Raw genomic sequence first — 14,334 nt, 5'->3', positions numbered from 1 at the left:
TGATTTATAAAACAGCGTTTCTTTTGTATCAAAAGGGAAGGTCAATTTTGCGAGCCAGCCTTCAGAAATGCCTGAAGACTGGCGAAAAGGCGGGCAGTTAGCGGTAGTTGACGAGCACCTCGTTGCGCTGAACCTTCAGCGCCGGGATCAGGCGTCCGCCGCCTGGCACTTCCCAGATAAAGCGTAAAGGTTCCTGAGCAGACACCCCGTTGAAGGCCTGGGTGATGCCACTTTGGCCCTCGATTTCCGCGCAGCGGGTCAGCGAGCACAGCCGCACCCGCAACCCGGCCGGTGTGGGTCCCGTCAGGGTGTAATTCCAGGCCACCAGCGTCATCTGCCCGGAGACGGTCTCAGAGGCTGACAGCGGACGGGAGGAGATCGACTCCCCCCGATGGTTGAGCGTTAAGCCGATACTGCTGGCCTGCCATGCCCCCTCGCCTGCGGCCTGCACCGCCAGCGGGAAAAATAAGATCCACAGCCACTTACGCATTATTTCCCTCCTATGGTCGCCGTCATGCGAATATTGCGGTTATCGGACAGCTCCATATTCGACAGCACCACCAGCTGGTTCAGGCTCCGGCGCAGGAAGCGCGACAGCAGCGGACGCAGCGCATGATTCACCAGCAGCACCGGCGGCGCGCCCAGCATCTCCTGACGCGCCAGCGCCTCCTGGGTTTGCGCCAGCAATCTGTCCGCCAGACCCGGCTCCAGCCCGCCACCGCCCTGTAGGGCCTGAAGCAGCAGACGTTCCAGCGGCGTGTCCAGGCCAATCACCTGCACTTCGCCTGTTCCCGGGAACCATTGCTGGGTTATGGCGCGCCCGAGCGCCACGCGCACCACCGCCGTCAGCTCATGTGGATCGCTCTGGAGCGGCGCATGCTCGGCCAGTGTTTCCAGAATGGTGCGCATATCGCGGATCGGCACCTTCTCATCAAGCAGATTTTGCAGCACTTTGTGCAGGGTGGTTAAGGTAAGCACGCCCGGCACCAAATCTTCGGTTAGCTTTGGCATCTCCTGCGTTACGCGGTCAAGCAGCTGCTGCGCCTCCTGACGTCCAAACAGTTCCGCGGAGAACTGGCCAATCAGATGGTTGAGGTGCGTCGCGACCACGGTACTGGCCTCAACAACCGTGTAACCCTGGATCTGCGCCTGCTCTTTCAGGGCGCTCTCAATCCAGATGGCCGCCAGACCAAAGGCCGGGTCGGTCGTCTGCTCACCCGGCAACGTGCCAGCGGCCGTGCCCGGGTTAATCGCCAGCCAGCGGCCGGGGTACGCATCACCGCTGCCGATTTCCACCCCTTTCATCAGGATGCGGTAGCGTGCGGGCGGGAGATCCATATTGTCCCGGATATGCACCACCGGCGGCAGGAAGCCCATGTCCTGGGCGAATTTTTTACGAATGCTGCGGATACGGCCAAGCAGTTCGCCATCCTGCTGGAAGTCCACCATCGGGATAAGGCGGTACCCCACTTCCATCCCCAGCGAATCTTCGAGCTGAACGTCGTTCCAGGTGGCTTCCACCGCCTGGGTGTTCTCAGGCATTTTGACCGGCGCTGGCTCTGCCTTAGGCTGCGTTTCGCGGCCACGCATCCACCAGGCAAGGCCCAGCAGCGCGGCAGTGAACAGCAGGAATACCAGGTTTGGCATGCCCGGCACCATACCGAGCAGGCCCAGTACCGCCGCGGAGAGCAGCATAACGCGCGGGTTGCTGAACAACTGCCCCACCATCTGCTCGCCTACATCCTGATCGGTGCTGACGCGGGTCACAATTACGCCCGCCGCGGTGGAGATCACCAGTGCCGGGATCTGCGCCACCAGACCATCACCAATGGTCAGCAGCGTATAGCTTTCCGCTGCGTGGCCCATGTCCATGCCGTGTTGCAGCACGCCGACGAGCAGGCCGCCGACGACGTTAATCACCATGATCAGAATGCCCGCGATGGCGTCACCGCGCACAAACTTACTCGCACCGTCCATGGAGCCGTAGAAATCTGCCTCCTGGGTCACTTCGGCACGGCGTTTTTTTGCTTCATCTTCCGCAATCAGCCCGGCATTCAGGTCGGCGTCGATTGCCATCTGCTTGCCCGGCATCCCGTCGAGCACGAAGCGCGCGCCCACTTCTGCGATACGCCCCGCCCCTTTAGTGATAACCATGAAGTTGATAATCACCAGAATGACGAACACCACGATACCGATGGCGAAGTTGCCGCCCACCAGGAAGTGACCGAAGGCTTCGACCACCTTGCCCGCCGCCGCCGCGCCGGTGTGCCCTTCCATCAGGATGATACGCGTGGAGGCAACGTTCAGCGCGAGGCGCAGCAGCGTGGTGAACAGCAGGATCGTCGGAAACGCGGCGAACTCCAGCGTGCGCTGGGTGAACATCGCCACCAGCAGCACCATGATGGACAACGCAATGTTGAAGGTGAAAAGCAGGTCGAGGATAAATGCCGGTAACGGCAGCACCATCATCGACAGAATTAGCAGGATCAGAATCGGTCCGGCAAGGATCTGCCATTGCGTCGATTTCAGGTTGCCGGGCAGGCGCAACATTGCCACCAGATTAGCCATCAGTGTCCTTCTCGTTCAAAAAATCCAGTGCTTCAGGCACCGGAAGGTTCTCAGGTTTTACAGGTCGTTGACCGCCCGCTAAACGCCAGCGTTTCAGTTGCCACACCCAGGCCAGCACCTCTGCGACAGCGGCGTAGAGCTGGCCCGGGATCTGTTGTCCAATTTCCGCGTGGCGATACAGCGCACGGGCTAATGGCGGTGCTTCAAGGATCGGTACGCGGTTTTCCGTCGCGATCTCACGAATGCGCAGCGCAATTAGCCCGGCCCCTTTCGCCACCACTTTCGGTGCGCTCATTTTGTTTTCGTCGTACTGAAGCGCCACGGAGTAGTGGGTCGGGTTAGTGACAATCACATCGGCTTTCGGCACATCTTCCATCATGCGACGACGCGCGGCAGCACGTTGCATCTGGCGGATACGGCCCTTGACGTGCGGGTCGCCTTCCATCTGTTTATATTCATCGCGAATATCCTGACGCGACATTCGCAGCTTCTTGATATGGGAAAAGATCTGGAAGATAACGTCGAACGCCACCATCGGAATAATGCTGAGAACCACCAGCAGCGAGCCTAATCCGACCAGGTTCAGGGCATTCTTCATCGCCGTCATGGGGGATTCACTGATCAGACGCATCATCTCCGGCCAGTGGTGCCACAGAAAAAACCCGGCAGCACTGCCCATAAGAAGCGATTTCAGGATCGCTTTAAGAAGCTCAGCCCCGGTTTGAGCTGAAAACATTTTCGCAATACCGGGTAGCGGGTTGAGCTTGGAGAATTTTGGTTGCAGCGATTTACCGCTGAACACCAGGCCACCGAGCATGACCGGCGAAACAAGAGCCACGATGACCACCCCGGCAATCAACGGCAGCAGAGCGATCATGGCGCTTTTTACCAGGTTGATGATCTGAATGAGGATCAGATTGGGGTCATTGACCATGCTGTGATCAAAACGTAAGCCAGCAGAGAGCATTCCCGCCAGTCTGCGGGCAAGCATCTCCCCGCCCCACCAGATTATGCAGACGCCCACCACCAGGATCAGCAGGGAGGTCAGCTCTCGGGATCGGGGGATCTGCCCATCCTCACGGGCTTTTTCAAGTCGGTGGGGTGTGGGGGCTTCTGTTTTGTCGTCGTTCTCTTCTGCCACTGTGCCTGCTCGCAGCCCATTAATTCACGGGTATCATGCCAGCGCAGAGAAAATCCAATGGCGGGAAAAGCCCGTTTATTCGGGCTCTTTTCGCTGTTTTTGTTCTGAACAACCTCAGGCCGCGTTCACAGCCTGAGGCAGAAGGGCAATCAGAAACCAAGACTGTCCAGCAGATCGTCCACCTGATCCTGGCTTGCCACCACGCCCGCTTTACTGGTGTCAAGCTGTGGACCATTGAGCAGGCTTTCGTTCTCGCGTTTCGGACGGGCAGCCGGTTCCGGAATATTTTCCAGCAGCACCATCAACAGCTGACGTTCAATCTCCTGAATCACATCCATCATGCGCTTGATCACCTGGCCGGTGAGGTCCTGGAAATCCTGCGCCATCATGATGTCCAGCAGTTGCGCATTGGTGAAGCTGGTGTGCCCTGGCACATCGCCCAGGAACTGACGGGTGTCCGTTACCAGTTCGCGGGCATCCGCCAGCTCAATGGGGTTCTCAAACCACTCATCCCAGCGTTGGGTCAGCGCTTTCGCCCCCTTCTCCATCGCATCCTGGTGCGGCTGTGACGCCTCAACGCTGTTCAGCGCTCGCTCGGCCGCCTGCGCGGTCATCTGCACCACGTAGTCCAGACGGTCGCGCGCGTCGGGGATGGCTTCCGCCGCTTCGGCGATAGCCTGGTCCAGCCCCAGCTCACGGAGGCTGTCGCGCAGCATGCGGGTCAGGCTACCAATACGGGCAATAATGTCGCTCGGCGAATGTTCTTCAACGGGTTTCATAGCAGGTTGCAACATTTCCATCACCTCACATGCCGAGTTTCTCGAAGATCTTCCCGAGCTTCTCTTCCAGAGTCGCCGCGGTGAATGGCTTCACCACGTAGCCGCTTGCGCCCGCCTGTGCAGCGGCAATAATGTTCTCTTTCTTCGCTTCTGCGGTCACCATCAGCACCGGCAGAGAGGCCATGCCTGCATCCGCGCGGATGGTTTTCAGCAGTTCGAGACCGTCCATGTTCGGCATGTTCCAGTCGGAAATCACAAAACCAAACCCGCCAGCCTGGAGTTTGTTCAGCGCATCCACCCCGTCTTCTGCTTCTTCAACGTTGTTGAAGCCTAGCTCTTTTAGCAGGTTGCGCACAATGCGACGCATGGTGGAAAAGTCATCCACAACCAAAAACTTAAGCTCTTTATCCGCCATAAAATAATACTCCTGAGTCAAATACGTATTGCCTGTCCGGCACTGATTTTCGCCAGCATCTGCTGGCTTACCTGGCTAAGATCGACCACTTCGCTTACGCCACCCATATTGATGGCCTCGCGCGGCATGCCGAACACCACACAACTTGCTTCATTCTGCGCAATCGTCCAGGCGCCAGCCTGGTGCATCGCGAGCATTCCGGCGGCGCCGTCGTTGCCCATCCCCGTCAGGATCACCCCCACGGCGTTGCGCCCCGCATGTTTCGCCACCGAATGAAACAGCACATCCACCGACGGACGGTGCCGGTTAACCGGCGGCCCGTCATGAATTTTGATTTGATAGTTCGCCCCGCTGCGCGCCAGCTCCATATGTTTGTCACCCGGGGCGATATACGCGTGACCTGGCAGCACGCGCTCGCCGTCTTCCGCCTCTTTCACACTGATCTGGCACAGCTTATTCAGGCGCTCCGCGAATGAGCGGGTAAAGCCCGGCGGCATATGTTGCGTAATCAGGATACCCGGGCTTGAGAGCGGCAATGGCTGGAGTACATGGCGAATTGCCTCTGTTCCTCCGGTTGACGCCCCAATGACCAGCAGTTTTTCCGAGCTGAGTAACGGTCCGGCCTTCAGGGTTGCCGGCGCGGCCATCGGCTTGTGGGCCGCCAGTTTTGCGCGCGACGCGGTACGGATTTTCTCGGCGATCATCTCGCTGTACGCCAGCATCCCCTCGCGAATGCCGAGCTGCGGCTTGGTGACAAAATCCACCGCCCCCAGCTCCAGCGCGCGCAGGGTGATTTCTGAACCTTTACCGGTCAGAGATGACACCATCACCACCGGCATCGGGCGCAGGCGCATTAATTTTTCCAGGAAATCGATGCCATCCATGCGTGGCATTTCGACATCCAGCGTCAGCACGTCGGGGTTATATTTTTTGATTAAATCCCGCGCGACCAGCGGATCGGGCGCTGTTGCCACCATCTCCATATCGCTGTGGCTATTGATGATTTCGGTCATGATCTGACGCATCAACGCCGAATCATCGACAGACAATACCCTGATTTTACTCATGCTTTTTCCTTACTCAGCGCATAAACCGTTTGCCCACGCAGGCTAAACTCACGCACGAGGTTGCTGAAGTTTTCCGAGTGCCCGGCAAACAGTAAACCGTCAGGCTTGAGCAACGGAACAAAGCGACGCAGGATGTCCTGTTGCGTCGTTTTATCAAAATAGATCATCACGTTACGGCAAAAAATGGCGTCGAATGGCCCCGGCACGTTGTACTGCTTATCCAGTAAATTAACGGGAGCAAATTCCACGCAGTTCGCCAGCTCCTGGCGTACGCGCACCAGTCCTTCATGCGGGCCGGTACCGCGCATGAAGTAACGCTGTAGCTGCTGAGGAGACAGCGTTTTTAGTTCATCCTGGCGATAAACGCCGTTACGGGCTTTTTCCAGCACTTCGGTGTCGATGTCGCTGGCGTACACTTTCCAGCGGCCCGGCGCCATTCCCAGGGTGTCTGCAAGGGTGATGGCCAGCGAGTACGGCTCTTCCCCGGTAGAGGCTGCCGCGCTCCAGACGCGATACTCTCCGCTACGGCGACGGGCGTGTTCCGCCAGCACCGGGAAGTGATGCGCCTCACGGAAAAACGCGGTCAGGTTGGTAGTTAATGAGTTGATAAATGCCTGCCATTCGGCGCTGTTCTGGTTCGCTTCGAGCATGCTCAGATAGCGGCCAAAATCATCCAGCCCCAGCGTGCGCAAGCGCCGCACCAGCCGGTTGTAGACCATGTCTCGCTTATGGTCCGCAAGCACGATCCCCGCACGCTGGTAGATTAACTGACATATCCGACGAAAATGCGCGTCGGACAGCGCGAGGCGCTGTGTCATCTGCAACAATAATGACGTTTGCCCTGAGGGCATGGGTGATGTCATAGCGCCTTCTCAATCACATTCAGGATACAACGGGCACGGCCTGTGACCGTCCGACTTCTGTTACTGCTTCAACGTGCTCTTTCACATTAAATACGGCGACCAACCCGGTAAGGTGATCCGCCTGGTTTGCCAGCTGATCGGTAGCCGCCGCCGCCTCTTCCACCAGTGAGGCGTTCTGCTGCGTAACCTGATCCATCTGTGTAACGGCCTGCGCCACCTGCTCAATACCACGGCGTTGTTCATCAGACGCCGAGGCAATCTCGCCCATAATGTCGTTAACCCGCGTCACGGAGGTGACAGTCTCGTGCATGGTCTGCGCGGCGGTATCCACCAGCGCGGAGCCCTGCTGAACGCGGGAGACCGACTCTTCTATCAGCCCTTTGATCTCTTTCGCCGCGTTGGCGCTGCGACTGGCGAGGTTTCGGACTTCACCGGCAACCACCGCGAACCCGCGCCCCTGCTCTCCGGCACGCGCCGCTTCAACGGCCGCGTTCAGCGCCAGAATATTGGTCTGGAACGCGATACCGTCGATGACGCTGATAATGTCGCCAATTTTCTGCGAGCTGGCGGCAATCTGCTGCATCGTGCTGGCGACGTGAGAAGCCTGCTCGCCCCCACGTTTCGCCGTCATCGCCGCCTGTTTTGACAAGTCGGACGCCTGACGCGCGTTATCGGCGTTCTGGCTTACCGTCGCGGTCAGTTGCTCCATGCTGGCCGCCGTCTGCGCCAGCGATGCCGCCTGTTGTTCGGTGCGGGATGAGAGGTCGTTATTGCCTGCCGCAATTTCGGAGATCCCGGTATGCATGGCGTAACTGCCCTGACGAACATTGCTTACCGTTTCCCGCAGCGAACTCTGCATCGCCTTCAGGCTGGCGAAAATCGCTGATATTTCATTCCTGCCATACACGGCCACCGGACGCGCCAGGTCGCCCTTCGCCATACTGTCGAAGTGGCTGCTGACGATCGCCAGCGGCTGGACGATCATTTTGCGCGACCACCACAGCGAGCCGCCGGTCAGCAGGGCGGCCAGGATCACCATGGTCAGGAAAATCACCCCTGACATGCGGTAGCTGGTACGGCTGTCCGCACCGGCACGCGCCACAAACTGGTTAATATCCTGCTGCCATGCGTTAAAGCTGTCGTCAAATGCCGCCTGAGACGCCTGCACCGGCGCGGTCAGGAAGTCAGAGAGCTGGTTGTTCTCCAGCCACGTCGCCTGATGGTCGAGATCGCCGTACCACACATCAAAGTTCTTTTTCATGGCGACCTTCAGCGTTTTCTCTTTCTCACTCACCGCCTCCTGCGCCGTAAACGCCTTAAACTGCGCGTCGGCCTGCTTCAGGCTGCTGCGGGCCACGACCATCAGCGCCTTAATATCATCCGGCGGATAGCTCAGCGCGGTTAACGTCCCTGCTTTGTTCAGCGCAGTGCTTGCCTGTAACAGCACGGCACGCGTTTGTGCCAGTGCGGAGCGCTGCTGATTACTCGTCTCAACTTCCTGCAAATTCTGATAGCCATCGCGAAACGCCCAGAAAGACAACCCGTTACTGCCAACCTGCAAAACCCCACACAGGATCAGAATCAAAAACAGTGTGGTCGAGATACGAATACGATTTAACATCCACGCTCCCATCAAGCGGCAAGCAGCCGCGGTTTAATTGTCAGTCAAAATGTTTCCCAGTTTTCATCTTGTCCGGTCACCGCTGCGCGCGTAGGTGTTGTCACGGGCGCCGGGGTTGCTTCGCTGTACGCTGACCGCGAGCTGACCGTATTTGTTGTTTTTGAAGTAAGACGGAACGCCGAGACGGCCATTTTCAGGCGGCTCGCCTGATCCTCAAGCGCAGCGGCCGCGGCAGCGGACTCCTGCACCAGGGCGGCGTTTTGCTGCGTCACACGATCCATTTCAGATACCGCCAGAGCGACCTGGTCAATACCACGACTCTGCTCATCCGATGCAGAGGCGATTTCACCCATGATGTCCGTCACGCGCGTCACGGCATTCACGATGTCATTCATGGTTTCACCCGCACTTTCCACCAGCACCGAGCCGGTATCCACGCGTGAAACAGAGTCTTCAATCAGGGCTTTGATCTCTTTCGCCGCATTGGCGCTGCGGCTGGCGAGGTTACGTACTTCGCCAGCGACCACGGCAAACCCACGTCCCTGCTCGCCCGCACGCGCCGCTTCAACGGCCGCGTTCAGGGCGAGAATGTTGGTCTGGAAGGCGATGCCGTCGATAACGCTGATGATATCGGCGATTTTCTTCGAGCTGTCGGCAATGTCATGCATGGTTTTCACCACGCCGTCGACCACCCGACCGCCGCGCTGGGCGGTGTCGGACGCGCTTTCTGCAAGCTGCGACGCCTGACGGGCGTTGTCGGCATTCTGCTTCACGGTCGCGGTGAGCTGCTCCATGCTTGCCGCCGTCTCTTCCAGAGCGGACGCCTGCTGTTCGGTACGGGACGAGAGATCGTTGTTGCCCATCGCGATTTCACTCGTGCCGGTATAGATGGCATCCGCCCCCTCGCGCACGTTGGCGACGGTATCAATCAGCGAACGCTGCATATGGTCGACGCTGGTCGCCAGCTCGGTGATCTCGTTGCGACCAGAAACGGTCAGCGTTTTCGTGAGATCGCCCCGGCCAATATCGCGGATATGGGCAATGACGCGGCCAAGCGGATTAAGAAGGATATGACGAATGCCGTACCACACGGCCACCAGCACGATGACCAGCGCGAGGGCGAGCACCGCCATCTGCCATTTCGCGAAACGGTAGTCGTTCTGGCTTTGCGTAAAGGCGGAGTGATAAAGCTCGCCGCTGGCTTTGGCGTACTCGCCGAGCGCCGCGCCGAGGGCGTTCTGCATGCCCTGGGTCGGCTGCGCGAAATAGGCATCCATATTGCCCTTCTCCAGGAACTGCACCAGCTCCGTGAGGCCGGCGAAGTAGGCCTGATATTTTTCATCTATGTTCGCGCTCGCCTGCGCCATTGCGGGCTGAGGGGCGATTTTTTTGAAGGCCTCGTAATGTTTCGCCGCGTCTGCCAGGGTGGCGCGCGCATTCTTCAGCAGTTCCGTTTTTGCGCTGCTCTGCTGGTTGTTCGGATCCATCATCATGCGGGCAGACGAGCGGCTCAGATTGATACGCGTCTGCAACATCAGATCCCAGGTTGTGGTCAGTTCGCTTTGCTGCATCCGCAAATCGTTCGAGGCCGCGAAGCTGTCCTGGTTCTGTTTTAACGAGGAGAAAAAGAGGCCGCCAGAAATAAGCTGAAGAAGTGCGAAAATGACCAGCACCATCATAAGCATTGTGACAACGCGGATACGGTTCAACATACAACACCTTCTCATCAATTGATTAACGGTGTTATCGGCAGGGGCCACGGGAACTTTACATTTGCGAAAGGGAAAAGCGCGGGGAGTCAGAACGCGACGTCAACGATCAGCGTGTCGGTGTAGGTTCCGGCAGGCGGCGTGGCCTGGCTGGTCAGGACTTTAGCGCTGTAGTTATAAGTACGTAAAAGCCCGTCGGTACTGACCTGGGATGAGCTGGCGCTGGCCCAGCGCTCGCTGCCACTGCCGCCCCAGCGGTTGCTGGTCGCCTCTTTATAGATGTCGTAACTCATAAAATTGCTGCCGCTAACCATACGACGAACGTTGTTCAGGGCGTTTGCTCCATTATTAATGCCTATGGTGTAGGTGCTGCCCTTGGTGCAGGTGACGGCGATCGACTGCGAAACGGTGGGAAAATTTTGCACCAGCGGCGCGCTGTTAAAATTCACGTCCGGCGTGGTCATCGTGCTGCAATCGTTGGTGACGGTCATGTTGAGGAGAATGGAGGTAGTTGCCGTGCCGGTTTGCGGGGTCAGGCATAGCCCGCCCGCGCCAACGGCGCACACGTTGTAGTTGATGCTGAACGTTAACAACACCTGGTACGGCCCGGCCGTGACGTTCTGCCCCGGCACAGTACGGAAATAAAGCGGAATGTTGTAGCGCCTTGACCCCAGCAGCCCGAGCAGGGTGTTGCCATTCCAGGTATAGGTTTTGCTGATTTGTACTTCACTGTTTCCGCCGCAGCCAGTGGCACCGCACAGGCGCGTGGGGATAACGTCCGCGATGGCCGCATTATCGGTACGTTTCATGGTGGCGCGGCTGTTGGCGGCTATCGACGCCGAGGTGTAGGTCAGCGTCACCGAGTCGTTGGTTAGCAGGTTGAGAACAGTATCGCAGGACACCACCAGCGTGCCGGTGGTTTGCACCTCCCCCGTACTGCTCAGGGCGAATGAGGTGACGCTGCCAAACGAGGCGTTCACCGTACTGACGGTGCAGGCCGCCCAGCCGCTGCCCGAGAACAGCAACAGTATGGCTATCAACAGGCGTTTCACGGCGCCTCCCGGCAGGTCAGCGGACCGTAGGTTTGCAGCTTATGCTCGGGATTTGCGCCCACGTTCAACGTTGCGATACAGCGTTTACCGTCCGGGGTGATGACCTCCAGAGGATTCACATCGTTGAGGTTTTCCAGCCAGGCGAGGCCGTCGTAGCCAACAACCGCGCTACTGCGGGACGCGCGTTTGACCTGGCTTCCCACCGGGATCGGATTGCCCTGCGCGTCATGCAGGATCACGCTGGCAACCCGCTCCTGCTCCATCGGGAAATCCACCAGATAACCGTTATGCCGACGAATCGCCACCCGACGCTCGGTCTCTTTCAGCCGGGTATCCGCAGGTAAGTTCAGGGTATCAATGCGGTAGCTCGCCGGGTAATAGGCGGAAACGCCGCTGACCAGCAGATAACCTTTGTTATTGGTTTTACCAACCGGCTGGTTCTCGTAGCTGACGGGTACGTCCGGATGTCCGTCGGTGCTGATCACCACAAACGCATCGTTGATTTTGTTCGCCGCAAACAGCTCACCGTCCATCAGGACGACAGAGCCCATCGCCTCGCCCCACCAGGTCATCATCCCCTTCTCACCGTAGCCGCCGCCCTGAAGCTCAACATTGTTATTCCGCCAGCCGAGCGTGGCCTGTTGATAGTTACTCGACCGCGACTGGTTGGCCCAGGCCATGTTCCAGCTAAAGCCGCCGTCAGACGGCATCGAGTGGTTGTAGTTAATGCGTTGAGTGCTGCCTGCGTCAGGCGTGTTTTCAAAGGTAACGGCGGCGCTGTCACGTTCGCCCAGAGGGACCTGCAACGACAGCGCAACCGTCCAGTCGTCCCGCTGCTGGTCACGGCTGGCCGCCAGGTAAATACTGCTTGAGCGCCACAGATTTCGGCTCCAGGAGAGGTTGAGCAGCTCGGTTTTCCGGCTGTCAAAACTCTCCACGCCGATCCACGCCGCACCGATATTGCCGTAATCACCGAGGTTAAAGGTTAAGGAGTACTGGTCGGTATTGCGGCTCAGGCTGGCAACGGGGTTATCATATTCATCATAAACGGTGGGCTGATCGTACAGGGCGAGGTTGCCGAAGCCGCGGTCGCGTCGGGTATGCTGGGTCGCTACGCTAAACTCGCTGGTGCTGTACTGATAGCCCCAGTTCATCTGGCCCCCTTCGTCGCCGCGCATCCGGCTTTGGGTATAAGACGTGTTCACCACGCCAAAACGCCCGAGCTTCAGCACTGTGCCCGCGCCGCCGAGCGCCAGCGACTCCGCCCCTTCCGCATGCCCCTCCAGCGTCAGCCAGTCGGTCACCCCGTAGCGATACGATCCGCTGCCCGCCGCCGGGCCATAGTCAAAATTCTCTATACCGTAGTTGCGCCGCAGGCTGCCCAGCGTCACGGCGCCGTCGCTTAACCCCTGCTTCAGCAGATCGCTGCTGACATAAAACGGCAGCGTGGTGCTCACCTGACGTCCCAGCGCGTCGGTGGTGACCAGTACCGCATCCCCTGCGCCGTTGATGTACGGCAGATTAGTGAGGGTAAACGGCCCCGGCTGAAGGCGGGTGGAGCCGGAACGGTAGCCATTAATAAAGAGATCGATCGAGGTCGGGACGGCCGCCTCACCGGAAAACGCCGGCAGCGGCCAGGTCACCAGATCCGGACGCAGGGAGAAGTCGCGCCCGTAGCTGATCCCGCCCATCCGCACGCTGGTGCTCCAGCTCAGCGCATCGCTGATGACGTCCCCAACGGTCCACGTGGTGGCATCCTCCTCGTTGGTGATCAGCAGGGTTGAGTCATAGCGCACGTATCCTTCCTGCTGCCCGCTGCTTCCGGCGAAATTCTGTCGGGCGTACCCTGTCGAAGAAAACGAATAGTCTTCGTTGAAATAGCGGAACTCATGCCACACCGACGCCTGGCCGCCCGTGTGTTCGGTATGGTTGGTATAAACGTCGTAGTTGAGCAGCGCGCCCCGGCCATAATGCGGCTTGCTTTGCGCGCTCTGACCGCTAAACGACGTGATCCGCGCCGCAACCCAGTCCCGGGGGACCGTCAGCATGAGCCGCTGGGCGCTGCTGTCATACTCTACGCGTACCGATGAGAGCGTTGAAAGGTTCACCTCTCCGGCAGGCACATGCTCCTGCGGCAGTCCGGCGCGAAGCAAATCCGCTCCTGAAATAAACCAGGCGCCCTCGCGCTGCGTCACCGGCACCACCAGACCCGTGTCATAGTGGTTCAGCACCAGGGCGAGCTGGAATACAGCTTCGCCGTTCATCGTCCGCGCGTCCGGCGGCGGTAAACTGTCGTCGCCGGTTTCGGCAAATGCGCTGGTACTGACGCAAAGCAGGATCATCATCGCCGGTTTCAGTTGACGGGCGTCGATTGCCATTGTGTATCCCTGGCATTAATTTGCGCGCTCATCCGATTCGGCTGATAAATCCCTGCCGGAAGCGGCCAGCTTCGGGTGCTGCCTGGCAGCACATAACCCAGCAGCCCCTCGGCAACCGTGCGTTTTTGCCCGCCCTGCTCAACCGCAACCTGGCTGAGCCTGACGTGAACGTTTCCCTGATTGCGGACCTCAAGCGCGGGTTTCCCCTCCTCCTGAATGACCCGCCAGTTGAGCTGCTGAGTGTTCGCCAGCGCGTGATGCTCTCCTTCGTTGAGGGTGGGGATCCCCTGTCCATAAACAAATAAGGGAATGGAATAGCGCATTTGCAGTTTGAGGCCCATAGACGGTTCCGCTTTGGCATCCGGCTGGGGAATCTCATCCACAATGATGCGGTAGGCTTGCTCGACGCCGGACGGGATCGTCCCCTGCTTAATCAGGCGAATAAGCTGTTTACTGCCTTTAGCGATAGTCACGATCGGCGGGCTGGCGACCACATCCTGCTGGGCGGTGTAACGCTCATATCCGCCCTCCTGTTTCCAGCGCACAATGCGTATCTGCATTGTCGTGGCGCTGTTGCCCTGATTCTGGATCCACAATTCAGTTGCTCTGGCGTCTGCCGAAAGCCACGGATCGATAGGCCAAAGAAGAATGGTTGCGGCTGCTTGCGCCTTAACCGCTGTAAGGGCCGTTATCCCCAACAGACTCAACAGGCCTGACCGCCTGAAAAATGGCTTCATCAAT

General features: G+C 58.8%; 12 protein-coding genes. All 12 read right to left on the bottom strand.

Features of this window, described 5'->3' with window-relative positions; translation table 11 throughout:
* Positions 1-97: 97 nt before the first annotated feature.
* Complete coding sequence (gene flhE / locus ACOTZP_RS11085) at positions 98-490, bottom strand: flagellar protein FlhE (RefSeq protein WP_045308578.1); 393 nt, start codon at positions 488-490, stop codon at positions 98-100.
* Positions 490-2,568: a flagellar biosynthesis protein FlhA gene (gene flhA, locus ACOTZP_RS11080; protein WP_003859723.1), complete on the bottom strand. Its 2,079-nt coding sequence runs from the start codon at positions 2,566-2,568 to the stop codon at positions 490-492. The genes flhE and flhA overlap by 1 nt, the downstream gene beginning before the upstream one ends.
* On the bottom strand, positions 2,561-3,709 hold the full coding sequence (gene flhB / locus ACOTZP_RS11075; protein WP_022648500.1) for a flagellar biosynthesis protein FlhB: 1,149 nt from the start codon (positions 3,707-3,709) through the stop codon (positions 2,561-2,563). The genes flhA and flhB overlap by 8 nt, the downstream gene beginning before the upstream one ends.
* A 149-nt stretch (positions 3,710-3,858) precedes the next feature.
* Positions 3,859-4,503 carry a protein phosphatase CheZ gene (gene cheZ / locus ACOTZP_RS11070; protein ID WP_022648501.1) on the bottom strand — a complete coding sequence of 215 codons (645 nt, stop codon included), beginning with the start codon at positions 4,501-4,503 and terminating at the stop codon, positions 3,859-3,861.
* Between the two features lie 10 nt (positions 4,504-4,513).
* A complete protein-coding gene (gene cheY / locus ACOTZP_RS11065) occupies positions 4,514-4,903 on the bottom strand; it encodes a chemotaxis response regulator CheY (RefSeq protein ID WP_000763862.1) in 390 nt (129 codons plus the stop codon).
* A 17-nt stretch (positions 4,904-4,920) separates the two neighbouring features.
* A complete protein-coding gene (locus ACOTZP_RS11060) occupies positions 4,921-5,970 on the bottom strand; it encodes a protein-glutamate methylesterase/protein-glutamine glutaminase (RefSeq protein ID WP_014884341.1) in 1,050 nt (349 codons plus the stop codon).
* Positions 5,967-6,833 carry a protein-glutamate O-methyltransferase CheR gene (cheR, locus tag ACOTZP_RS11055; RefSeq protein ID WP_017384409.1) on the bottom strand — a complete coding sequence of 289 codons (867 nt, stop codon included), beginning with the start codon at positions 6,831-6,833 and terminating at the stop codon, positions 5,967-5,969. The genes ACOTZP_RS11060 and cheR overlap by 4 nt, the downstream gene beginning before the upstream one ends.
* Positions 6,834-6,852: 19 nt before the next feature.
* Positions 6,853-8,454 (bottom strand): methyl-accepting chemotaxis protein IV, encoded by a 1,602-nt coding sequence (gene tap, locus ACOTZP_RS11050; RefSeq protein ID WP_271075225.1) that lies wholly within the window; start codon positions 8,452-8,454, stop codon positions 6,853-6,855.
* Positions 8,455-8,498: 44 nt separating this feature from the next.
* On the bottom strand, positions 8,499-10,166 hold the full coding sequence (gene tar / locus ACOTZP_RS11045; RefSeq protein WP_022648503.1) for a methyl-accepting chemotaxis protein II: 1,668 nt from the start codon (positions 10,164-10,166) through the stop codon (positions 8,499-8,501).
* A gap of 86 nt (positions 10,167-10,252) precedes the next feature.
* Positions 10,253-11,215: a Csu type fimbrial protein gene (locus ACOTZP_RS11040; protein ID WP_023300457.1), complete on the bottom strand. Its 963-nt coding sequence runs from the start codon at positions 11,213-11,215 to the stop codon at positions 10,253-10,255.
* Positions 11,212-13,593: a fimbria/pilus outer membrane usher protein gene (locus ACOTZP_RS11035; RefSeq protein ID WP_271075224.1), complete on the bottom strand. Its 2,382-nt coding sequence runs from the start codon at positions 13,591-13,593 to the stop codon at positions 11,212-11,214. Before ACOTZP_RS11035 ends, ACOTZP_RS11040 begins: the two co-directional genes overlap by 4 nt.
* A complete protein-coding gene (locus tag ACOTZP_RS11030) occupies positions 13,569-14,330 on the bottom strand; it encodes a fimbrial biogenesis chaperone (protein WP_023300459.1) in 762 nt (253 codons plus the stop codon). Before ACOTZP_RS11030 ends, ACOTZP_RS11035 begins: the two co-directional genes overlap by 25 nt.
* Positions 14,331-14,334: the final 4 nt, after the last annotated feature.

The organism is Enterobacter cloacae complex sp. SYL001, from assembly GCF_049237025.1.
GTDB classification, from domain to species: Bacteria; Pseudomonadota; Gammaproteobacteria; order Enterobacterales; family Enterobacteriaceae; genus Enterobacter; species Enterobacter intestinihominis.
This window is presented reverse-complemented; position numbering and strand designations above follow the sequence as displayed.